This window comes from Rhodanobacter sp. TND4EL1, from assembly GCF_054061035.1.
The window spans coordinates 591,996-614,775 of record NZ_JBSSDT010000001.1 but is presented as its reverse complement, the minus strand read 5'-3'; the positions used below and the strand labels follow the sequence as shown (position 1 = coordinate 614,775).

Here is a 22,780-nt window from a genome sequence, read left to right as displayed (position 1 = left end):
CGGCCGGGCGGGTTGGTGCGATCGCGCGCGAGGACGCGCGATCGCTTCGCCTCAATCACCCGGGCGATAGACCCGTTCGGTATGTCCCTGGAGTTGCTCCGGCCAGAAATACACCGTGCGCAGGTTGCCGGTGGTGTAGCGCTCGGCCTCGTCGTTGAAATGCTTCGAGCCCGGATGACCGCTTTCGCCGCCTGCGGTGATCGCGCGCGCGCTGACTTTCGGACCGAACTCGACCACGGCAACGAAGCTGTTGCCGCTGGTGCCGTAATAGCGCCTGGTGCCGGGCCAGCGATGGGCACCGAACGAGGCCAGCGAGCCCCAGCGTGAGGACACGAATGGTACCGGGATGCTCGGCCTGGCATCGTCGAAGGTCTGCACGATGGCGCCGTCGTTGCGCTGGAAGCGGTTGATCTCGCCCCATGGCACTCCCCAGCTGCCGAAGTCCTTCTGCAGTCGCGCGGAAGCTTCCACCAGGGCGTTGAGTCGCGCCTTGGGGCCGGCCTTCTCGGCCATCACGTCATAGATCGACAGACCCTCGGCGGTGTCGGCCTTGCTCACTTCATCCCACAACGTGTCGCCCCAGAACACCGCCAGCGAGGTGGGCATCGAGGCGACGCCCCACCGGTAATCCCAGTGGCGCAGCAGCCCGATCGGGCCGGCAAGTTCTTTGCGCAGCGGATCGGAGGCGGGAAGCGCGTCGTAATCGGCGATCAGTACGGGAAGCTGCCGCGCAAAGGCCGGCAGGTAGGAATCAAACGCGGCGGTGATCAGCGATGCCTTGGTGAAGTCGTGTACGCCGTCCAGCACGCGCGTGGCGTGGAGTCCGCGCGGATTCTCGCCGAAGGTGTCCATGTAGCGCGGGAAGTCCTTCTGCTTCGGGCTGAACTTGCCGGCGGCGGAGTAGGGCCAGTTGTTGGTGTTCATGATCCAGCCATTCGGCGGGTTGAGCAGATGCGGCGCTTCATCCAATGCGTGCAACCCCTGCCAGTCGGTGGCCGGATCACTGCCGTCGACCGGCTTGGTGTAGTCGAAACGGTCGTCGCGTTTCGGGATGAATTGCGGATGCATGTACGCGATCTCGCCCTTGTCATCGGCGAAGATCGTGTTGTTCGAAGAGTTGGCCTTGAGTTCGGCCACTTTCAGGTAGCTGGCATAGTCGCTGGCCTTGGTGCGCAGCCAGCTTTGCTCCAGCGCCGCCATCGGCTTGTTCATCAGCGCGACGGCGACCCACTTGCCATCGGCCGCGCGCACGATCGGTCCGTGATGGGTGAACCGGGCAGTGAAAGTGCGGCTGGCCAGCGAGCCGTTTTTTGCGCGGTAGCGCAGTTTGATGGTGCGCGACGTGACCGGTCGGAGTGCCTTGCCATAGCGATAGAACAACTGGTCGCCCTTGTGCACGATGGTTTCGGCGAACTCGTCGACCACGTCGGCACCGGTCGAGGTATGCATCCAGCCGATGTGCGGGTTGAAACCCTGGTAGATGAAAAACTGGCCCCAGGTCACCGCGCCGTAGGCATCCAGTCCTTCATCGCTGGACATCTGCAGTTCGGAACGGAAGAAGAACGAGGTGTGTGGATTGATCCACAGCAGTGCATGGCCATCGGCGGTGAGCTTGGACGCGATCGCGAAACCGTTCGAGCCGGTGGGTTCGACCCAGCTGGAAGGCGTTTCCACGCGGGCCAGTGTCGTGCCGTTTTTGCCATAGAACGCGGCGAGCGAATCCAGCGAGACGCGTTCGATGTCACCGCCGATACTGCCTTCGCTGAAGCTCAACGCCATCCACGGTTCAAACCGGTGGATCACGCGTGGATGCACGTCGGAATGCGTGGCCAGGTAGTAGTTCAGGCCGTCCGCCCAGCTGTTCATCAGGGCTTGCAGCCAGGCCGGACTCTTCGCGTACTGTTCCTTGAGCACGGCCGGATCGATGAACAACTGCTGGCGCAGGTCGCTCCATATCGCCGATTCGCCTTCAGCCTGGGCGAGCCAGCCCAGCGAATTCAGGTAATTCGTTTCGACCCGGTTGAAGTCGTCCTCGGCTTGCGCATAAGCCATGCCGAACACGGCATCGGCATCGGTCCGGCCATGCACATGGGCAATGCCCCAATCGTCACGAGTGATCGTCACGGTTTGCGCCTGGCTTTTCCAGCGTGCATGGTCGGTCGACGCGGACTGCGTCTGGGCAGTCAGGCAAGGAATCCACAGGGTCATGCCCAGGATCAGTCCGATCCACCGCCGGCAACGAGTTGACCGGCATGAGGTGTTCAAGGTGTCTGCGCGCATCAGCCTGCCATCCCCGGGTTTGTTGGTGCCGCCGTATCCGGTGGAGTTGATCACTACTGGAACATCCATGCAAAGCCTGCGTTGCGTCACGGCGTGTGGCGAGCCCCGACTTCCAGCGGCACGGGCCATGGGCCTTGATCAGGCTGATCGAACCATTCCGGACGAAACTGCGGCATCTTGGTCCGGTCGCCGAACCTCCTGCCGCAGTGTTTTCCTGTTGCGGCCGAACGTTGCAGGGAAGCTGCACCGCACGGTGTTCTCCATCACAACGAATCCAGAATTTCCGGTGTGGGCTTGTCCGTACCGGGAAAGCGACCGACTTCGGGTTTCCGATGTCGGTCGAGCCACGCAGCAATTCATTGAACCGCCCAATCCGAGGAGAACGCAATGCACAACGAATTCAAACTGACCGGCCCGCAGACCGAGCTGACCAGCTACCCGCAGTGGGCCCGTGACATGGTGGCCGACTGCGAAAGCACCAAGCGCAGCGTCATCGAGCATCCGCTGTGGGAGGCGATGGCCGATGGCAGCCTGGGCGAGGCCGGAACCAGGAACTTCATGGTGGGTATCTGGCCCGTCATCGAACGCTTTCCGGCCTACATGGCGCAGAGTCTTCTGAAAACGCAATTCGGTCGCAGTGCCGGCGACAACCTGGCGCGACGTTGGTTGGTGCGCAACATTCGCGTCGAACAGAACCACGCCGAGTACTGGCTCGCCTGGGCCGAAGGCGCCGGGGTGGCGCGTGAGGAGGTGCTGCACGGAATGGCGCCGCACGGCACGGAAACGCTGGCCAACTGGTGCGAGGATGTCAGCCGGACGGACAGCCTGGCCGCAGGCATCGCGGCGACCAACTATGCGGTCGAAGGTGCCACCGGCGAGTGGTCGCAGTTGATCTACGAAAACCAGCGTTACGCCGAGCGTTTTCCGGAAAAGAGCCGGCCCGGCACGTTGCGCTGGCTGCAGTTGCACGCGGCATACGACGATACCCACCCGTGGGAGGCCCTGGAGATTGTCTGTACACTGCTGGGAACGGAACCCTCCGCCGACGATGTGAAACATATCGGCGAGTGCATCAAGCGCAGCTACACCAGCATGCGGATTCTTGCTGATCGCTGCGTCAAACCGCATCGTGTTCTGGATGTGATGAACGAAGCCGCAGCCTGAGTCATCCAGGTTTCGGGCAGTGTCTTGCCAGAACGTGACGTGCCAATCCTGAACCCAGGGACGCAATGCGCAGTTCGCAACTCAGCTTGCAAAGACCGTTGTCACGACGCCTGATGCCGCTTGTCTACGGCCTGGTGGGCTTGCTGGTCTTGATCCTGGCATTGACCTGGGGGGCGCTGCAGCTGCAGGTGGCTCTCGCCGGTTTTCTGAACGGCGAGAGCATTTGGTCCAAGGCGCAGAAGCAGAGCCTGATTGCGCTGGAGAGCTACGCGGTCTCCGGCGCGCCTGCGGACCTCGCCGACTATCGAAGAAATTATTCCGTGCTGATGGCGGATCGCTCGGCACGCGACCAGATCCTTTCCGGGAAATATGACCACGACGAGGTGGTGGCGGAGCTTCACCGCAGCAACACCGTCAACATTGCGATCCCCGGTGTGATTTTCATCCTGCACCACTTTCCCCGCGCACCGTACTTGCGCGATGCGCTGGATGCCTGGCGCTCCACCGATGCCTCCATCCAGGACCTCAACACGATTGCCGAGGCGCTCGACGCGGGTTACGCCGCCGGTGCCGTGGACGGAGCGGAGGTAGCACGCCAGCGGCAACGCATCCACGCCATCAACAGTTACATCGAACCGCGCAGCACCGTGTTTTCGCGCAAGATTGCCGACGGCGCGGTCTGGATGGGCCGGGTACTGTTTTGGGGCGTGCTGGGTACGGCCCTGATCGCGGCGCTGCTGTGGCTGGACATGGCACGGCGGATCCTTGCCAGCGTGCGGGGCAGCGAAGAACGCTATCGGCTGCTGTTTGACAGTGCGACCGACGCGATCGTGATGATCGACGAATCCAGCGGGCGCATTCTCGATGTGAACCGCACCACGTGCAGCTGGACCGGGCGAAGCGCGGACGAGCTGATCGGCGACCGCTTTGTTCATCTTTTCAAGCAGTCCATGGCTGGCCATCAGGCCGGGAGGGCGGCCAACAACCTGCTGCTCGGCCAGGATGGCAACAAGCGCCCGGTGGAGTTGCAGACCAGCGTGGCCCGATGGGGCACCCGGCCGGTGCTTCAGGCGATCATCCGCGACGTCTCCGAGCGAGTGAAGATGGAGCAGGAGCGGCGCATCGCGTCAGAGGCGCTGGCCAGCATTGCCGAAGGCGTGATCATTGCTGATGCGGAACGGCGGGTGATTTCCACCAACGAAGCCCATGCCGGGCTCAGCGGCTTTTCCAGCCAGAGCCTGCAGGGCAAGCGACTGGACGAATTCCGTCGTCTGCCCGACGGCAAGACGTTGCCGCAGTCGCTGTGGGACAGCGTGGCCGCCGGTCGTAACTGGAGCGGCGAAGTGTGGAGCAGCCGCAATGACGGCAGCCGTTATCCCGAGCATCTCAGCATCAGCGCCATTCGCGATGCCGACGGTTTACCGCAGTATTTCGTGGCCGTTTGTACCGACATCCACGAAGCCAAGGCGACCCAGCAGCGACTGGAGCATCTGGCTCGGCACGACCCGCTTACCGGGTTGGTCAACCGGGCCGAATTCGAAGAACGTTGCGCCGAGGCGATCGCGGTGGCCGAGCGCGAACGGCTGGCGGCGGTGGTGCTTTTCATCGATCTGGATGCGTTCAAGATCGTCAATGACAGTTACAGCCATGCCATCGGCGACCGCCTGCTGGTCAAGGTCGCCGAGCGAATTCGGCAACAGCTTTCCGATGGCGACGTGGCCGGCCGCATCGGCGGCGATGAATTCACCGTGCTGATCCCGCGGCTGATCCTGCGCGAAGACGCCCGCATCATTGTCAACCGCCTGCTGGCCAGCCTGTCCGAGCCGATACTGATCGACGATTACGAAATCGTGTTGAGCGCCAGCATCGGTGTCGCCGGCTACCCGCTGGATGGCGCCAACGCGGCGGCACTGATCGCGAACGCCGACGCAGCCATGTATGCGGCGAAGGCGGAGGAGCGCAACGCCTGCCGTTTCTATACACCGATGATGCACGCCGACACGCGGCGGCGCCTGCACTTGGCTACCGAGTTGCGTCAGGCGTTGGCACGCAACGAGTTCCATCTGGTGTTCCAGCCCAGCGTGGAGCTGCGTACCGGTCGCATCGTCGCGGTGGAAGCCTTGTTGCGCTGGCAGCACCCCGAGCGGGGCGAGATCCTGCCCGGCGAGTTCATCCCGGTGGCGGAAGGGCTTGGCCTGATCCGGCGCATCGACGAATGGGTGATGCAGACCACCTGCGCCCAGATTCAGGCGTGGGATCTGGCCGGAGTGCCGCCGATCCGGGTAGCGGTGAACATTTCCGCCCGATGGTTTGGTCACCCTGCGTTTGTCGACGGAGTCAGTCGCGCGCTGCAGTCGCGCCAGCTCTCGGCAAGCCGCCTGCTGCTGGAAATCACCGAAAGCGCGATGTTGCGCCTGGGCGATGACATCGAGCGCACGATGCAGACGTTGCACACGCTCGGCATCGAGGTGGCCATTGACGACTTCGGTACGGGCTATTCCTCCATGGCGTATCTGAAACTGCCGGCCGTGGCCTATCTGAAGATCGACCGATCCTTCGTCACCGGCCTGCCCGGGGATGCGAACGACGCGGCGATCACCGAAGCGATGCTGGTGATGTCCAAGAGTCTTGGCCTGATCACCATCGCCGAGGGCATCGAGACGGAGGCGCAGCACGATTTCCTGTTGCGCAGTGGCTGCATCGAGGGGCAGGGCTATCTGTATTCCCGGCCACTGCAGCCGGACGAGGTGCGTCACTTGCTGTGCCCCAGTCAGTCGTCGGCGCCCGCAAAATTGAAACTGGTGCCACCGAAACGCAGCTGACCTGCTTCAGCGCAAGGTGCCTGCCGAGAGCACGTGATCTGTGTCAGTGCGCGCGAAAGCCACTCGCAGGACACTTCATGGCATCTCTTCCAGCCATGCCGCCATGACCAGTCGCGAATGCATTCCTGACGGAAGCAAGTTCACCAGCCCCCAGGGTAGTCGTGCAGTAAAGGGCGGCATTCGACCGAATGCCGCCAGCAGCATGCCAGACGTGCAGCGCAAGCCGCCGTGGCTGCGGGTGAAGCTGCCGTCAGGCATGCAGTACGAAGCGGTGCACGACATCGTTCGCAGCCACAAGTTGAATACGGTATGTGCCGAGTCGAAGTGCCCGAACATCGCCGAGTGCTGGGGGCGCGGCACCGCGACATTGATGTTGATGGGGTCGGTCTGCACGCGCGCCTGCAAGTTCTGTTCGGTCAGCACCGGCAACCCGCAAGGTTGGCTTGATCCGCTGGAACCCCTGCAGGTCGCCGATGCAGTGGCGCTGATGGGACTGAAGTACGTCGTGCTGACCTCGGTCGACCGCGATGACCTCGCTGACGGTGGCGCTGTCCACTACGCCGCCTGCATCAGGGCGATCCACGAACGCTCGCCAAAAACCTCGGTCGAGGCATTGACGCCCGACTTCGCCGGCAAACTCGATTCGGTGGCCGCGGTGCTGGACGCGGGTCTGGTCACCTACGCGCAAAATCTGGAAACGGTCGAGCGGCTGACCCATCCGGTGCGCGACCCGCGAGCCGGCTACCAGCAGACGCTGGATGTACTGGCTTTCGCGAAACGGCACGCGCCCAAGACCTTGACCAAGACCAGCCTGATGCTCGGACTGGGCGAAACCGATGCGGAAATCGAGCGCACGCTGGGTGATATACGTGATGCCAACGTCGATGTGGTTACGCTGGGTCAGTACATGCGGCCGAGTCCGCATCACCTGCCGGTGCAGCGCTTCGTCACCCCGGACGAATTTCGCCACTACCGCGAACTCGCGTTGGGCAAGGGCTTTCTGGAGGCGGTCGCCGGGCCGCTGGTACGTTCAAGTTATCGCGCCGAGCGCGTGCTGGAGCACAACAACCTGGGTTTGTGAGCCAGGGCGCGGTCGTCGCGGTCGGCGCCGCACCGGTGTGCGGCAGTTGATTCATCGTTCGACGATGGGAGTCACGACCATGCCAATCCGTTTGCCACATCACTTCCGCACCAACCTCATCCACGCCGGCTCCATCGAGCCTGCCGGCGGCGCGGATTCCAGCCCGTCGCAAGAGTGCAGTGCCGAAGAAGTGCGCGCCCGCGAGCAACGCATCGACGAGCAACTGGCGCAGAGTTTTCCTGCCAGCGATCCGCCCGGCTGGGTGCAGGGGACGGCGCAGTCGCCGCGTTGATCGGCTCGATGACACCTTGCACAGTTGAATTGCCCATGCCACGAGGAGGATGAAATGGACGCATCGATGTACCCGCCATCCACGGCGGAAACCGCGCGCAAACGCCGTGAACTGGCGCCCGAGCCACTGAAGGCGTTCAAGGCCTTCAGTGCGGCCGTGTTTGCCGATGGCGCGTTGCCGAATGTCACCAAACAACTGATCGCGGTGGCCGTGGCGCATGTCACCCAGTGCCCCTATTGCATCAAGAGCCATACCGCAGAGGCGCTGAAGCGGGGCGCCAGCGAGCAACAGATCATGGAAGCGATCTGGGTGGCCGCCGAGATGCGTGCCGGAGGTGCCTATGCGCACTCCACGCTGGCGCTGGACGTGATGTCACACACGCACGGAGCAGGCTGACATGGCGACCCGTTTTACCGGCGTTTCCGCAAATATCCTTGACGCAGTAGGCGACACGCCGCTGCTGGAGATCGAGGGTATCCATGCCAAACTCGAATTCCTCAATCCCTCGGGCTCGATCAAGGCGCGCATCGCCAAGTACATGATCGAGCGTGCCGAAGCGGAAGGCCTGCTCAAGCCCGGCGACACGATCGTCGAGGCGACCAGCGGCAACACCGGCAACGCCTTGTCGATGGTGGCTGCGGTCAAGGGCTATCGCATGCTGGTGGTGATGCCCGAGGGGTTGTCCAGCGAGCGGGTGGCGATCTCGCGCGCGTTTGGCGCCGAGGTGCTGTTTTGCGGAAATTTCCACGTCAACGAGGCGCTGAAACGGGCTCGCGAACTCGGCCAGCAGCCTGGCTATTTCGCGCCGGCCCAATTCGAGTCGGAGTGGAACGTCGAGGAAAACCGGTTGATCCTGGGGCCGGAAATCCTGTCGCAGCTGCCCGCCGGCCAATTGCCCGATGCGCTGGTGCTTGGCGTGGGCACCGGCGGCACGCTGATCGGGGTGGGTCAGGCGTTCCGCGCGGTCAATCCGAACGTGCGGCTGTTCGCGATGGAGCCATCTGAATCGTGCACCATCCTCTGCGGTGAAATCGCCACGCATACCATCGAAGGTATTTCGGACGGCTTTGTGCCGGGTATCTTCCAGCGGCACGCCAGCCTGGTGAACGAGGTGCTCAGCGTGTCCAGTACCGATGCCGTGGCGGAGATGAAGCGGCTGGCACGAGTCCATGGCCTGTTCTGCGGGCCGAGCTCTGGCGCGCACCTGCTGGCGGCCAAACGGATCCGTCAGAGCTTTCCCGAGCTGCGGACGGTGGTGACGGCGTTCTGCGACGAGGGCGAGAAATACCTGCACGAATACTTCATGCAGGTGGCGCCCGGCGAGGTAGACGCCACGCACTTTCGCTGAATGGTCCGGCCGCTCCTGCAGCGGGAAGCCGGACTTTCGAAGGACCTATAGCGGCGCGCAGTGCCGGTTCAGCCAGTCCAGATCGGCGCCTTCCAGCAACGGGCTGAGCGCCGCGCGGACACCGGCGTGATAGTCGTCCAGCCACGCGCGCTCTTCCGGATTGAGCAGCACCGGCTCCAGCGCGCGGCGGTCGAACGGGCACATGGTCAGCGTTTCGAAGCCGAGGAATTCGCCGAATTCGCTCTGTTCGGCTTCGATCACGACCGACAGATTTTCATGCCGGATGCCGTGACGGCCAGGCTTGTACAGGCCCGGCTCGATCGAGCTGATCATGCCCGGCTGCAACGCCACCAGGGCGCCACCGGCCACCGGCGGGCGAATGGACTGCGGACCTTCGTGCACGTTGAGGAAATAGCCCACGCCGTGACCGGTGCCGTGGCCGTAATCCATGCCGGCAGCCCACAGCGGCGCCCGCGCCAGCGCGTCGAGTTGCGGGCCGCTGGCCCCTTTGGGAAAGCGCGCGCGCGACAGGCCGATCATGCCTTTCATGACCAGGGTGGCGTCGCGGCGCTGCTCGGCGGTGGTTTCGCCCAGGGCCAGCACGCGGGTGATGTCGGTGGTACCGCCGAGGTACTGCCCGCCCGAATCGACCAGCAGAAGGCCCTTCGTATGCAGTGTGCTGTGTGATTCCGGCGTGGCGCGGTAGTGCGGCAGTGCGCCGTTGGCCTGGTAACCGGCGATGGTGGCGAAGCTCTCGCCGACCCAGCCCGGCTGGGCCGAACGTTCTTCGTGCAGCACGCTGTCCACGTCCAGCTCGGTGACGGTCATTCCGGCAGCCAGGCGTTGCTCCAGACGGCGAAAGCCGCGCACGAGCGCGGCGCCGTCGCGGCGCATCACGTCGCGGATGTGTTCCAGTTCGTCCGCGCTTTTCACCGCCTTGAACGCGGTGCTGGGATTGGCTTGCTCGATGCGGGTCACGGCAGGAGGGATGGCGGCGGCAATCGTGTCGACCACGCGACCGCTGTCCAGCATCAGATGGTCGGCCGGGCCCAGTTCATTGAGTGCCGAGGTGACCGAGGCGTAATCGGCGATGCCGATGCCGTCGGCAGCCAGTCGCGCGACCAGCGCGTCATTGAGCTTCGAGCGGCCCACGAAGAGGGTGGCACGCTGATCCGTCTGCACCAGCAGATGGGCCAGGAATACCGGGTTGCATTCCACGTCGCTGCCGCGCAGGTTGGTCAGCCAGGCGATGTCGTCGAGACTGGAAACGAGGTGATGGGTGGCGCCGAGCTTGTGCATCGCCTTGCGCAGGCGGCTGAATTTGTCGGTGCGCGCGATGCAGGCGTAGGCCGGGTCGTGTTCGACCACCTTCGCCTGCGGCAGGGCGGGCCGATCCGGCCAGATGGCGCCGGGCAAGTCCAGGTCGGTGCGCACGGTGGCACCGCTGACGGCCAGATGTTTCTCGATCTGTTGGCAGGTGGTGACCGCAACACTGTCGCCGGCTACGGCCAGCACGTCGCCCTGGTGCAGGTGTTGCTGCAGCCATTCCAGGTGTTCTGGCGTATGCGGCACGCGCAGCTTCATCAGGCGGATGCCGCTGCCTGCCAGTTGCTGCTCGGCCTGGGAAAAGTAGCGCGAGTCGGTCCACAGCCCGGCCTCGTCACGGCTCACGATCAAGGTGCCCGCCGAACCGCTGAAACCGGACAGCCACTCGCGGGCAGACCAGTGGGCTGGCAAATATTCGGAAAGATGGGGGTCGGCGCTGGGAACCAGCACGGCGGCGACGCCATGCTGCTGCATGACCGCGCGCAGGGCGGCAAGACGGGTGGGGATGGGGCTGTTCATCCGTTCATGCTAGCAGGGCACCGGCGGCGGTTTCACCGGTCGCGAGGCCGCGGAAATGAACTGATTGCGACAAAAATCCATTTGCCATCTCGCAGTGAAGCGCTTCTGCAGCTAAAATGCCTAATTTCCAGCACGGCTGCTTTCCATGACCCCCCTGATTTTCGTCACTGGCGGTGTGGTGTCCTCGCTTGGCAAGGGCATTGCTGCGGCGTCGCTCGCTTCCATTCTCGAAGCACGCGGCCTTTCGGTCACCATGATGAAGCTCGATCCCTATATCAATGTGGATCCGGGCACGATGAGTCCGTTCCAGCACGGTGAGGTCTACGTCACCGATGACGGCGCCGAAACCGACCTCGACCTCGGTCACTACGAGCGCTTCGTGCGCACCCGCCTGACCGGCAAGAACTCGATCACCACCGGCAAGATCTACGAAAGCGTGATCCGCAAGGAGCGCCGCGGCGACTACCTGGGTGCCACGGTGCAGGTGATTCCGCACATCACCGACGAGATCAAGCATTGCATCCACGAGGCGACCCGCGGTTTCGACGTGGCTCTGGTCGAGATCGGCGGTACCGTCGGCGACATCGAGTCGCTGCCGTTTCTGGAGGCGATCCGCCAGTTGCGCGTCGAGCAGGGGCCGGAGAAGGTCGTGTTCATGCATCTCACCCTGGTGCCGTTCATCAAGGCCGCCGGTGAGATCAAGACCAAGCCGACCCAGCATTCGGTGAAGGAACTCCGCTCGATCGGCATCCAGCCGGACATCCTGCTGTGCCGCTGCGAGGAAGCGTTGCCGGAAGCGGAGCGCCGCAAGATCGCGTTGTTCACCAACGTGCCCGAATCGGCCGTGATCAGCGCGCCGGATGTGGACGTGATCTACAAGATGCCGTCGTGGCTGCACAGCCAGGGTCTGGACGATATCGTGGTGAAGCGGCTCGGGCTGGATGCCGGTCCGGCGGATCTGTCCAGCTGGCAGCGTACCGTCGACGCGGTGGAACATCCCAGGGACGAGATCACCGTCGCCATCGTCGGCAAATACGTGGAACACAAGGACGCCTACAAGTCGCTGGGTGAAGCGCTGCGGCATGGCGGCATCAAGCAGCAGACCCGGGTGAATCTGGACTGGATCGACTCCGAGCAGATCGAAGCCGATGGCGCGGCCAGCGTACTGGGCAAGGTCGACGCGATTCTGGTTCCGGGCGGCTTCGGCAAGCGCGGCTTCGAAGGCAAGGTGCTGGCGGCGAAGTACGCGCGTGAGCACGGCGTACCGTATTTCGGCATCTGTTACGGCATGCACGCGGCGGTCGTGGATTTTGCCCGCCATGTGGCTGGCCTGAGCGATGCCGATTCCAGCGAAAACGATCGCAATACCGCCAACCCGGTGATTGCGCTGATCACCGAATGGACCACCGCCACCGGCGAAGTCGAGCAGCGCAGTGATCGCTCCGACCTCGGTGGCACCATGCGTCTGGGCGCGCAGGAATGCCGACTGAAAGCCGGCACGCTGGCGCGCGAAATGTACGGCCAGGACGTGATTCGCGAGCGCCATCGCCATCGCTACGAATTCAACAATCGCTATCGTCAGTCGTTCGAGGATCTGGGGCTGGTGATCTCGGGCAAGTCGATGGATGACCTGCTGGTGGAGATCGTCGAACTGCCGCAGCAGCAGCATCCGTGGTTCCTCGGCTGCCAGGCGCACCCCGAATTCACCTCCACCCCGCGCGACGGCCACCCGCTGTTCAGCGGCTTCGTGCGTGCCGCTCGCGAGTTCAATGCGGTGCATACCGGCGAAAAACTGGCGCAGGAGTCCGTGGCATGAAGCTTTGTGGTGTGGAAGTCGGCCTGGACCAGCGTCTGTTCCTGATTGCCGGCCCGTGCGTGGTGGAATCGGAACAACTGCAGCTGGACACGGCCGGCACGCTGAAGGAGATCACCGGCCGGCTGGGCATCCATTTCATCTTCAAGTCCAGTTTCGACAAGGCGAACCGTTCGTCGGGCGACAGCTTCCGCGGCCCCGGCCTGGAAGAAGGTCTGCGCATCCTGGCCGAGGTCAAGCGCCAGATCGGCGTGCCCCTGCTCACCGATGTGCATGAATACACCCCGATGGATGAAGTGGCCTCGGTGGTCGACGTGCTGCAGACACCGGCCTTCCTGTGCCGCCAGACCGACTTCATCCAGAAGGTGGCGCGCGCCGGCAAGCCGGTGAACATCAAGAAGGGCCAGTTCCTGGCGCCGTGGGACATGAAGCACGTGGTGGCCAAGGCCAAGGCCGTCGGCAACGACGACATCATGGTGTGCGAACGTGGCGCCAGCTTCGGCTACAACAACCTGGTGTCGGACATGCGCTCGCTGAGCGTGATGCGCGATACCCACTGCCCGGTGGTGTTCGATGCCACCCATTCGGTGCAACTGCCCGGCGGGCAAGGTGCCACGTCGGGCGGCCAGCGCGAGTTCGTGCCGGTCCTGGCGCGCGCTGCGGTGGCCGTGGGCGTCGCCGGCCTGTTCGCCGAAACGCATCCGGATCCCAGCAAAGCGCTTTCCGATGGACCGAATGCCTGGCCGCTGGGCAAAATGGAAGCCTTGCTGGAAACCCTGCTGGAGCTGGATGCCGTGACCAAGCGGCATCGCTTCCTGGAGCAGGATGTTTCCTGATGCACCGGGCGCAGCGATGCGCCCGTTTCAACTTTTTCACTCTCAGCTTACGGAAAACGCATGAGCACCCAGATCACCCGCATCCACGCCCGTGAAATCCTCGACTCGCGTGGCAACCCCACGCTGGAAGCCGAAGTCAGCCTGGCCAACGGGGGCTTCGGCCGTGCCGCCGTGCCCAGCGGTGCCTCCACCGGTTCGCGCGAGGCCGTGGAGCTGCGCGACGGCGACAAGTCGCGCTACGGCGGCAAGGGTGTGAAGAACGCGGTGGCCAACGTCAACGGCACGATTGCCGAGACGCTGAAAGGTTTCGACGCGGCCGACCAGAAAGGTCTGGATGACAAGCTGATTGCGCTGGACGGCACGCCCAACAAGAGCAAGCTTGGCGCGAACGCGCTGCTCGGTGTATCGATGGCGGCGGCGCACGCGGTGGCGGCCTCGCGTGACGAACCGTTGTGGAAGTACCTGTCGCATGGCAAGCCGGGCAGCCTGCCGGTGCCGATGATGAACATCATCAACGGCGGCGAGCACGCGGACAACAACATCGACGTGCAGGAATTCATGGTGTTGCCGGTCGGCATGCCTACATTTGCCGAAGCCTTGCGCGCCGGCGCCGAGATCTTCCATGCGCTGAAAAGCGTGCTGAAGGGGCGTGGCCTGAGCACGTCGGTGGGTGACGAGGGCGGTTTTGCGCCGAACCTGCGCTCCAACATCGAGGCACTCGACACCATTCTCGAAGCGATTCACAAGACCGGCTACAAGATCGGCGGCGAAATCCTGCTCGGTCTGGACGCGGCCAGCTCGGAGTTCTACAAGAACGGCAAGTACGATCTGGCCGGTGAAGGCAAGCAGTACAGCTCGGCGCAGTTCGTCGACCTGCTCGCCGGCTGGGCCAAGCAGTACCCCATCGTCACCATCGAGGACGGCATGGCCGAAGGCGACTGGGATGGCTGGAAGCTGCTCACCGACACCATCGGCGATCGCGTGCAGGTGGTCGGCGACGACCTGTTCGTGACCAATCCGGCGATCTTCCGCGAAGGCATCGAGAAGCATATCGCCAACTCGATCCTGATCAAGGTCAACCAGATCGGCACGCTGTCCGAGACGCTGGAAGCGATCGCGATGGCCGACGCCGCGAAGTATTCGGCGGTGATCTCGCACCGCTCCGGCGAGACCGAGGACACCACTATCGCCGACATCGCGGTGGCGACCACGGCGACCCAGATCAAGACCGGTTCGCTGTGCCGCAGCGACCGCGTGGCCAAGTACAACCAGCTGCTGCGCATCGAGGAGCAACTCGGCAGCGCTGCGCGTTACGCTGGCCGCGACGCGTTCCCCAACCTCAGCCGTTTGCCCGGCTGAGCGGGTCGACTGCCGCCATGTTGCGCTGGATCGCGCTTATCCTGATCGTCCTGCTGGTCGGCTTGCAGCTCAAGCTGTGGACCGGCAACGGCAGCATGCGCGAAGTGGATACGTTGCGCGTGGCGGTCAAAAAGCAGGCCGACGACAACGCCAGGCTGCAGCAACGCAACCTGGCCGTGGGTGCCGACGTGCTCGACCTCAAGCAGGGCGACCAGGCGATCGAGGCGCGGGCACGCACCGAACTGGGCCTGATCAAGCCTGGCGAAACCTTCTATCAGGTGGTCGAGCCGCCCGCAGGTGCGAGTAGCAGCGTTTCACCGGCCGTTGCCCAACCCGCCGCCGGATCGCCATGAGCGGGGCCAGGCTGTGGTGCGTGGTGCCAGCCGCAGGGCGCGGCACCCGGGTTGGTGGCGACTGCCCCAAGCAATACCTTCCACTGGCCGGTCGCCCGTTGATCGAGCACACACTGGAACGACTCGCGGCCCATCCCCGGATCGCCGGCCTGCTGGTGACGCTGGCGGCGTCGGACCCGCATTGGTCCGGCATCGATTCCCTGCATGGCAAGCCCGTGTTTGCGACAGTCGGCGGGCGGGAACGTGCCGACTCGGTGCTGGCCGGTCTGGAGGCCTTGCCGACATCGGTGGCACCGGAGGACTTCGTGCTGGTTCACGACGCTGCGCGCCCGTGCGTGCGGGCAGCCGACATCGACAATCTGATTGCGCGCGCCGGTAGCGCGGATGGCGGCCTGCTGGGCGCGCCGTTGCGCGATACCCTCAAGCGGGCAGATGTCCGCGGGTGCAGTGAACTGACCGAGTCGCGCGATCTGCGCTGGCGCGCCTTCACGCCACAAATGTTTCGGCGTGCTCAACTGTCGGCGGCGCTGCGCCATGCGGCTGATCGCGGCGCCAGCGTGAGTGACGAGGCGATGGCGATGGAGCAGGCAGGCTTCGCCCCATTGCTGGTCGAGGGCGCGGAAGACAATATCAAGGTGACGACGGCGGCAGACTTTGCGCTGGCCGAGTTCCTTCTTTCAAGGACTGCATGATGCGCATTGGTACCGGGTTCGATGTTCATGCCTTTGGCGAAGGGGACCATGTCGTCCTCGGCGGCGTGCATGTGCCGCATGTACGGGGCGTGGTCGCGCATTCCGATGGTGACGTGGTGATCCATGCGTTGTGCGATGCGATCTTCGGTGCGCTCGCCCTGGGCGACATCGGGCGCCACTTTCCTCCATCGGACGAGCGCTGGCGGGGGGCCGACAGCCGCCAGTTCCTGCGCCATGCGGCCGCTCTGATGGCGGAGCAGGGTTACACGCTGGGCAACGCCGATGTCACCGTGATCGGTGAGGCGCCCAAGGTGAGTCCGCATGCGCAGGTCATGCGCGAGAACCTGGCGCTTGATCTGGCCAGCGACATCGGGCGCATAAGCGTCAAGGCCACCACCACCGAGAAGCTCGGCTTTTGCGGGCGGAGTGAAGGGATTGCGGCCCAGGCCTGCGTCCTGCTGGAGCGCGCGTGACCGAAGTGGAAGCCCGCAGTGCCGCCGGGCGGCTGCATGAGCAACTTGAAGCGATCCAGGCGGTGCTTCACCGGCAGGAGGACGATGTTCCGCTGACCGTCGAGCTGCAGTCCGAGTTGCGCCAGCAACTGGACCAGCTGCATCCCGCCGACATCGCCTTCATCCTTGAATCGCTGCCGCTGGACGACCGCCTGGCGGTCTGGCAGCTGATCAAGGCCGATCGAGACGGCGAAATCCTGCTGGAAGTGTCGGACGCGGTACGCGAATCGCTGATCGCGGACATGGACCGCAACGAGATTTTCGCGGCGGTCGAGCCGCTGGATGCGGACGAGCTGGCCGACCTGGTCGACGACCTGCCCACGGCGATGCTGCCGGAGCTGATGGCCGGTCTGGATGCGCAGCAGCGCGAACAGGTGCAATCGGCGTTGTCCTGGGAGGATGACCAGCTTGGCGCGCTGATGGACTTCGAGATGGTCACCATCCGCGAAGACGTCAGCCTGGAAGTGGTCCTGCGCTATCTTCGCCGTTGGGACGAACTGCCGCCCCAGACCGACAAGCTGTTCGTGATCAATCAGGAAAATATGCTGACCGGAGTGCTGCCGCTGCACTGGCTGCTGGTGAATTCGCCGGACAAGATGGTCAGCGCGGTGATGGCTCCGGACGTCAACACCTTCCATCCTGCTGACGATGCCTACGACGTCGCGCAGGCATTCGAGCGCTACGACCTGGTGACCGCGCCCGTGGTCGACGATCACGGACATCTGATCGGGCGCATCACCATTGACGCGATGGTCGACGTGATCCGCGAGGAAGGCGAGAGCGAAGCGCTCAACCGCGGCGGTCTGCGCGAAGAGGAAGACATCTTCGCTTCGGTGTGGGCCTCGCTGAAAAACCGCTGGTCGTGGCTGGCGATCAACCTGGTTACCGCGTTCATCGCCTCGCGGGTGATCGGCCTGTTCGAAGGCTCGATCGAGCGGCTGGTGGCGCTGGCGACGCTGATGCCGATTGTTGCGGGCATCGGCGGCAATTCCGGCAACCAGACCATCACCATGATCGTGCGTGCGCTGGCGCTGAACCAGATCACGGCCGAAAGCGCCAAGCGCTTGTGGCGCAAGGAGCTGACCGTGTCGCTGGTCAACGGTCTGGTCTGGGGCAGCGTGATCGGCTTCGTGGCCTGGCTGTTGTACGACAGCGTGTCGCTTGGGCTGGTGATGACCGCGGCGATGACGCTGAACCTTTTGCTGGCGGCGTTTGCCGGGGTGGGCATTCCAGTGCTGATGACCAAGTTCGGGCGCGATCCGGCGCTGGGTTCCAGCGTGCTGATCACCGCGATGACCGACAGCGGTGGCTTCTTCATCTTTCTCGGACTGGCCACGATCTTTCTGGTCTAGTCCGACTCGGGCGCGGATGTCCGCTCGCCGGTTCGTTTCGACTCATCCTTCAAGAGAATCCCATGTCCGAACTTCCCCATGCCTTCGGCCATCCTCCGTTGAGCGGGCGCATGCGCGCCAGCGCCGAGGACTTCCAGGTCGAGGAAGTGCTCGGTTATGACGCCGATGGCGCGGGTGAACACGCCTTGCTGTGGGTGGAAAAGCGCGGGGCGAATACCGATTGGGTGGCACGCGAACTGGCCAAGTTTGCCGGTGTGGCCCAGGTGGCGGTGGGTTACGCCGGCATGAAGGATCGCCACGCGGTGACCCGCCAGGCGTTCTCGGTACAACTGGCCGGCAAGCCCGATCCCGACTGGTCGGCGTTTCCGCATGCGGAGGTGAAGGTGCTGGCGGCGATCCGGCATTCGCGCAAGCTCAAACGCGGTGCCTTGCGCGGCAATCGCTTCGTGCTGGTCTTGCGTGACGTGGCCGGCGATCGCCAGGCCGCCGAGCAAGTGCTTGCACAGATCGCCGCACGCGGCGTGCCGAATTATTTCGGTGAGCAACGCTTCGGCCGCGAAGGCGGTAATGTGGCACAGGCTCGCGCGATGTTCGGTGGACGGCGGGTGGAGCGCGACAAGCGTTCGATGCTGTTGTCCGCGGCGCGCTCGCAGATCTTCAACAACGTGCTGGCCGCGCGGGTCGAACGTGGTGCCTGGGACACGCCGCTGCGGGGCGAGATCTGGTCGCTGGCCGGATCGCGTTCGTGGTTTGGCCCGGAGCCGTTCAGCGAGGCGCTGGGCGAACGGTTGGCGCGGGCGGACATCCATCCCTCGGGTCCGCTGTGGGGGCAGGGCGAGCCGCCAACCACGGATGACGCCGGCACGCTGGAGCGCGAAATTGCCGCGCAGGACGGCGATCTGGTTGCGGGGCTTGCGGCAGCGCGGATGGAACAGGAACGCCGACCACTGCGCCTGCTGCCAAAGGACCTGCGCTGGCGCTGGCTGGACGATACCTCGCTCGAACTCGTCTTCGAGCTGCCGGCCGGCACGTATGCCACCGTGGTGATGCGCGAACTGGCCTCGATCCTCTAGCAGTCCGCCCTGCGCGTGCAGACTTGCGTCTGCGCGACGAAGAGCACCGCTTCCGGCGAGGTGCGTCCGCGATCAACCCTTCAGCAGTACCACCACCGCGCCGGTGCCGCCCATCGCCGGTCGTGCCGAGGCGAACGCGACCACATCGTCGCGTCGGCGCAACATGCGGTCGGTGAGTCTTTTCAGTACCGGGCCGGCCGACTTCGAGCGCAAGCCCTTGCCGTGAACGATGCGTACGCAGCGCAGCCCGTGCTGCTTCGCCTCGGCGAGGAAAGCGACAATGCTGGCCTGCGCGGCGGCGGCATTCATCTGGTGCAGGTCGAGATCATCCTGCACGCTGAACTGGCCGCGCTTGAGCTGTCTCAACAACTTCGGAGGGTAGCCGTCGCGCAGGTAGCCCAGTTCCTCGCCCACCTCGAGTACCGCCGGGTCGAAATCCAGGTCCAGCAATTCGCCGGGCACGGCGGCCTCGTCGGCCTCCAGCATGCGTGGAGTCGGTGCAGGCCGCGGGACGGGCGGTGGTGCCTGGACCGGATCCAGTCGGCGCACGTCGCCGATCGCCTCGCGGAACAGCCGGCTGTCGTCGTCGTTGATGGTGAAGGGCTGGCGACGTTTCATCCGTCCATGCTAACCAATGCGATGCAGCCGGGCGAATGGCCGGGACCGTCGGAATCGGCGTGAAACCGGAGGCATGCTCCGGTAGACTTCGATGATTCAGCGGTGCGCTGTCGGATGATGACGTGCGCGCCTGCACGCAGCCTTCTACGGAGCATCATGCGAGTTCTGGTAAGTAACGACGATGGCGTGGATGCACCAGGCATCCGCGTGCTTGCCGAGTGTCTCGGCGACGTGGCGGAAGTGACCGTGGTTGCGCCTGACCGCGACCGGTCCGGTGCCAGCAATTCACTCACCCTCGATGCGCCATTGCGCGTACTGCCGATGGGCAATGGCTACTACCGGGTGGCCGGCACGCCGACCGATTGCGTACATCTGGCGCTGGCCGGCCTGCTCGACGACGAACCGGACATGGTCGTGTCGGGTATCAACAACTCGGCCAACCTCGGCGACGACGTGATCTATTCGGGCACGGTCTCCGCCGCGATGGAAGGTCGCTTCCTGGGCTTGCCGGCCATCGCCGTGTCGCTGGTCAGCCATGACCACAAGGGCGTGAATTACGACTCCGCGGCGAAAGCGGTCTTGCTGCTGATGAAGCGCCTGCTGGTCGATCCACTGCCTGCCGACACCATTCTCAACGTCAACGTGCCCGATCGTCCCTGGGCCGAGATCCAGGGCTTCGAGGTCACCCGGCTGGGTCGGCGCCATCGCGCCGCGCCATGCATTGCCCAGACCGATCCGCGCGGGCGGCCGATCTGGTGGATCGGGCCTGCCGGTGAGGTGGATGATGCCGGTCCCGGCACCGATTTCAATGCGGTGCAGCGAGGTTTTGTGTCGGTCACGCCGATCCATGTCGATCTCACGCGCTTCCAGGCGCTGGAAAAAGTCAGCAGCTGGATGCAGCCTTTGAGCGATGAAATGGCCAGTGGCCGCGACAACACCAGCGAGGTGGCCTGAGCCATGACGGTTTATCCATTGCCGGCAGCGGATCTGAAAGGCGAGGGGATGACCTCGCAGCGTGCGCGCGACCGGCTGGCGACAATGCTGAAGGACAGCGGCATCCGGGATGCCAGGGTGATCGAGGTCATCCGCAACCTGCCGCGACATCACTTCATTGATCAGGCGCTGCACTCACGCGCGTACGAGAACGATGCCTTGCCGATTGGCCATGGCCAGACCATTTCGCAGCCGTGGGTAGTGGCGCGCATGACCGAAGCCTTGCTCGAGCATTTCGATGCCCGACAGGGCATGCCGCAAAAGGTCCTGGAGATCGGCACCGGCTCGGGTTACCAGGCTGCCGTTCTGGCTTCGCTGGTGCCACAGTTGTTCACGGTGGAACGCATCGAGGCGTTGTTGCGCCAGGCGCGTCGCCGCTTTCGCCAGCTTGGACTGAACAATGTGCGTTCGCGCCACGATGACGGCAAGCTTGGCTGGGCGGATGAGGCGCCGTTCGACGCGATCATCCTCACCGCGGCCGGCGACACCATTCCCACCCGGATTCTCGATCAGCTGAGTCCGAACGGGGTGCTGGTCGCGCCCGTGGGTTCACCCAGCCGGCAAACCCTGATCCGCATGCGCGGCGACGGGCAGGGTGATTTTCTCCAGGAGGAGCTGGGCCCGGTCAGCTTCGTGCCCTTGCTTGGCGGCATCGGCTGATGCGCCTGTTTGCGGGTTTGTACGCGCGTGCACTGACCTGGGCACGCGATCCCCGGGCGCTGTATTACCTGTCCGGTCTCAGCTTCGTCGAGGCTTTCATCTTTCCGATTCCGCCGGAAGTGATGTTGGCGCCGATGATGCTGGGCAAGCGCCACAAAGCGTTTTTTTTCGCCAACATCAGCCTGCTGTTTTCCTTGCTGGGTGCGCTGGTGGGCTACGCGCTGGGTCATTGGGCCTTCCATGCACTGCGTCCCGCGCTTGATACGCTCCATCTGCTGGCACCGATCGAACAGGGTGTTGCCGTGCTGAGCAAGCAGATGGTCGAACATCACTGGGGCATGTTCGGCGTACTCATCCTCGCTGCGTTGCAGCCCGTCATTCCCATGAAATTTGTCACTTGGGCATGCGGCATCATCGGTTTGCCCATCCTTCCCTTTCTTTTGTGTATCGGGTTGGGACGCGGCAAGCGGGTGTGGTTGCTTGCGTTGTTGATCCGTTTGTTCGGTGAACGCGCCGAGCGGATCCTGCACAAATATGTCGAAAGGATCGGCTGGGCGGCATTGGTCGTGCTGGTTCTGTTGCTGGTGTGGTGGTTTGTCCTGCGTTGAGGGGCAGGCCCAAGGGGACCAACGTCGCATGAAAATCACGGTACGCCTCGGTATGCTGTCCGCCATGGATCGATATCTTCAATGGCCAGCCTTGCTGGTTGCAGCTTCCTTGCTCGGTGCCTGCGGCACCATGCGCAGCTCGGTGGTGGTGGAACCCGCGCCTGGCAGCACCTACCGCAACGCCACCGCGGCCGCGTCGCCAGCGCCCGCCCGCACACCGATACCCGGTGGAAGTTACGAGGTCTTGCACGGCGATACCTTGTATTCCATTGCCTTCCGCAAGGGCGTCGATTTTCGCGATCTGGCCCAATGGAACGGTATTGCGGAGCCTTACACGATCTGGCCAGGCCAGCGTTTGACCTTGTCGCCGCCGGGCAGGCCCGTGTCGGCACCTGCCGCCGTGGCATCGTCGACCCATGGCAGCGCGACCAGCGTGGCCGCGTCCCCGGGTTTCGAACCCCTGCCGACGCCGGCGCCATCCACTCACGTGACCGGCGCGGTCAGTCCTGCACCGGCGGCGACATCGCCTCACGTCAGCACCGTTGCGACGGCGCCTTCAGTGGTGGCGGCACCCGCGCCGGTTGCCGTTCCGGCTCCGCCTGCCACGCCCAGCGTGGTTCCGGTGGCCGGGGTTCCTGCGGTGGCTCCTGCTGCGATGCCGCCGCCGGCGACCCCTGCGGCGGGAGTTTCACGGGTGGTCAGTGGCGTGCAATGGCACTGGCCGGCCGACGGCAGCCTCGTGGGACGCTTCAAGAGCAGCGACGCAATCCCCGGCATCGAGATTGCCGGCAAATCCGGTGATCCGGTTCGGGCCGCCGCGGATGGCGTGGTGGTTTATAGCGGCAATGGCCTGGTCGGTTACGGCGAACTGGTGATCATCAAGCACAGCGACAGCTTCCTGTCGGCTTATGGCCACAATCGCAAGCGACTGGTCAAGGAAGGGCAGCGAGTGAGCCGGGGACAGCAGATCGCCGAAATGGGCTCGACCGGAACCACCCGCAACGAACTGGAATTCCAGATCCGCAAGGATGGCAATCCGGTGGATCCGCTGGGCTATCTGCCACAGCGTTGAGGTGGCT

Annotated in this window: 21 protein-coding genes; 18 read left to right on the top strand and 3 right to left on the bottom strand. The window is 64.2% G+C overall.

From position 1 onward, the window contains the following. Window positions 1–51: 51 nt before the first annotated feature. Window positions 52–2,280 carry a penicillin acylase family protein gene (locus ACVWWQ_RS02845; RefSeq protein WP_133950940.1) on the bottom strand — a complete coding sequence of 743 codons (2,229 nt, stop codon included), beginning with the start codon at window positions 2,278–2,280 and terminating at the stop codon, window positions 52–54. A gap of 387 nt (window positions 2,281–2,667) precedes the next feature. Between ACVWWQ_RS02845 and ACVWWQ_RS02840 the strand changes: the two genes are divergently transcribed. The 6 genes from ACVWWQ_RS02840 (at window position 2,668) to ACVWWQ_RS02815 (ending at window position 8,987) form a co-directional block, all read left to right on the top strand. Next, window positions 2,668–3,444: an iron-containing redox enzyme family protein gene (locus ACVWWQ_RS02840; RefSeq protein WP_099652003.1), complete on the top strand. Its 777-nt coding sequence runs from the start codon at window positions 2,668–2,670 to the stop codon at window positions 3,442–3,444. A 113-nt stretch (window positions 3,445–3,557) separates the two neighbouring features. Further along, entirely contained in the window at window positions 3,558–6,266 is a 2,709-nt protein-coding gene (locus ACVWWQ_RS02835) for an EAL domain-containing protein (protein WP_133950132.1), read from the top strand. Between the two features lie 103 nt (window positions 6,267–6,369). Further along, a complete protein-coding gene (lipA, locus tag ACVWWQ_RS02830) occupies window positions 6,370–7,347 on the top strand; it encodes a lipoyl synthase (protein WP_133950134.1) in 978 nt (325 codons plus the stop codon). Window positions 7,348–7,426: 79 nt separating this feature from the next. Next, complete coding sequence (locus tag ACVWWQ_RS02825; protein ID WP_099652005.1) at window positions 7,427–7,639, top strand: hypothetical protein; 213 nt, start codon at window positions 7,427–7,429, stop codon at window positions 7,637–7,639. 54 nt (window positions 7,640–7,693) lie between these two features. Then, window positions 7,694–8,035 carry a carboxymuconolactone decarboxylase family protein gene (locus ACVWWQ_RS02820; protein ID WP_133950136.1) on the top strand — a complete coding sequence of 114 codons (342 nt, stop codon included), beginning with the start codon at window positions 7,694–7,696 and terminating at the stop codon, window positions 8,033–8,035. 1 nt (window position 8,036) lies between these two features. Continuing rightward, window positions 8,037–8,987, top strand: coding sequence for a cysteine synthase family protein (locus ACVWWQ_RS02815; RefSeq protein ID WP_133950138.1), 951 nt, complete (start codon window positions 8,037–8,039; stop codon window positions 8,985–8,987). 45 nt (window positions 8,988–9,032) lie between these two features. Here ACVWWQ_RS02815 and ACVWWQ_RS02810 read toward each other — a convergent pair whose 3' ends face one another. After that, entirely contained in the window at window positions 9,033–10,832 is a 1,800-nt protein-coding gene (locus tag ACVWWQ_RS02810; protein WP_133950140.1) for an aminopeptidase P family protein, read from the bottom strand. 145 nt (window positions 10,833–10,977) lie between these two features. Between ACVWWQ_RS02810 and ACVWWQ_RS02805 the strand changes: the two genes are divergently transcribed. The 8 genes from ACVWWQ_RS02805 (at window position 10,978) to truD (ending at window position 18,822) form a co-directional block, all read left to right on the top strand. After that, complete coding sequence (locus tag ACVWWQ_RS02805; RefSeq protein WP_099652009.1) at window positions 10,978–12,648, top strand: CTP synthase; 1,671 nt, start codon at window positions 10,978–10,980, stop codon at window positions 12,646–12,648. Beyond that, window positions 12,645–13,481 (top strand): 3-deoxy-8-phosphooctulonate synthase, encoded by an 837-nt coding sequence (kdsA, locus tag ACVWWQ_RS02800; protein ID WP_099652010.1) that lies wholly within the window; start codon window positions 12,645–12,647, stop codon window positions 13,479–13,481. The genes ACVWWQ_RS02805 and kdsA overlap by 4 nt, the downstream gene beginning before the upstream one ends. A 60-nt stretch (window positions 13,482–13,541) precedes the next feature. Next, window positions 13,542–14,840 carry a phosphopyruvate hydratase gene (eno, locus tag ACVWWQ_RS02795; RefSeq protein ID WP_133950142.1) on the top strand — a complete coding sequence of 433 codons (1,299 nt, stop codon included), beginning with the start codon at window positions 13,542–13,544 and terminating at the stop codon, window positions 14,838–14,840. Window positions 14,841–14,857: 17 nt separating this feature from the next. Next, the gene (gene ftsB, locus ACVWWQ_RS02790) at window positions 14,858–15,193 is read left to right on the top strand and encodes a cell division protein FtsB (protein ID WP_133950144.1); all 336 of its coding nucleotides are present in this window, start codon (window positions 14,858–14,860) and stop codon (window positions 15,191–15,193) included. Next, window positions 15,190–15,885 carry a 2-C-methyl-D-erythritol 4-phosphate cytidylyltransferase gene (ispD, locus tag ACVWWQ_RS02785; protein WP_133950146.1) on the top strand — a complete coding sequence of 232 codons (696 nt, stop codon included), beginning with the start codon at window positions 15,190–15,192 and terminating at the stop codon, window positions 15,883–15,885. Before ftsB ends, ispD begins: the two co-directional genes overlap by 4 nt. Beyond that, window positions 15,885–16,358, top strand: a complete 474-nt coding sequence (gene ispF / locus ACVWWQ_RS02780; RefSeq protein WP_133950148.1) for a 2-C-methyl-D-erythritol 2,4-cyclodiphosphate synthase — start codon at window positions 15,885–15,887, stop codon at window positions 16,356–16,358. The genes ispD and ispF overlap by 1 nt, the downstream gene beginning before the upstream one ends. Further along, the gene (gene mgtE / locus ACVWWQ_RS02775) at window positions 16,355–17,749 is read left to right on the top strand and encodes a magnesium transporter (protein WP_133950150.1); all 1,395 of its coding nucleotides are present in this window, start codon (window positions 16,355–16,357) and stop codon (window positions 17,747–17,749) included. Before ispF ends, mgtE begins: the two co-directional genes overlap by 4 nt. Before the next feature lie 62 nt (window positions 17,750–17,811). Next, window positions 17,812–18,822, top strand: coding sequence for a tRNA pseudouridine(13) synthase TruD (gene truD / locus ACVWWQ_RS02770; protein ID WP_133950152.1), 1,011 nt, complete (start codon window positions 17,812–17,814; stop codon window positions 18,820–18,822). A gap of 72 nt (window positions 18,823–18,894) precedes the next feature. On the opposite strand, the gene ACVWWQ_RS02765 is transcribed toward truD, so the two are convergent. Beyond that, entirely contained in the window at window positions 18,895–19,440 is a 546-nt protein-coding gene (locus tag ACVWWQ_RS02765) for a Smr/MutS family protein (RefSeq protein ID WP_133950154.1), read from the bottom strand. Between the two features lie 156 nt (window positions 19,441–19,596). Between ACVWWQ_RS02765 and surE the strand changes: the two genes are divergently transcribed. Genes surE through ACVWWQ_RS02745 form a run of 4 tightly spaced genes read left to right on the top strand, consistent with a single transcriptional unit; the run spans window position 19,597 to window position 22,773 of the window. Continuing rightward, window positions 19,597–20,394, top strand: a complete 798-nt coding sequence (gene surE, locus ACVWWQ_RS02760; protein ID WP_133950156.1) for a 5'/3'-nucleotidase SurE — start codon at window positions 19,597–19,599, stop codon at window positions 20,392–20,394. A 3-nt stretch (window positions 20,395–20,397) separates the two neighbouring features. Further along, window positions 20,398–21,093 (top strand): protein-L-isoaspartate(D-aspartate) O-methyltransferase, encoded by a 696-nt coding sequence (locus tag ACVWWQ_RS02755; RefSeq protein ID WP_133950158.1) that lies wholly within the window; start codon window positions 20,398–20,400, stop codon window positions 21,091–21,093. Then, a complete protein-coding gene (locus ACVWWQ_RS02750; RefSeq protein WP_133950160.1) occupies window positions 21,093–21,701 on the top strand; it encodes a YqaA family protein in 609 nt (202 codons plus the stop codon). The genes ACVWWQ_RS02755 and ACVWWQ_RS02750 overlap by 1 nt, the downstream gene beginning before the upstream one ends. Window positions 21,702–21,753: 52 nt before the next feature. Then, window positions 21,754–22,773 carry a peptidoglycan DD-metalloendopeptidase family protein gene (locus ACVWWQ_RS02745; protein ID WP_133950942.1) on the top strand — a complete coding sequence of 340 codons (1,020 nt, stop codon included), beginning with the start codon at window positions 21,754–21,756 and terminating at the stop codon, window positions 22,771–22,773. The last annotated feature ends 7 nt before the right edge of the window (window positions 22,774–22,780 follow it).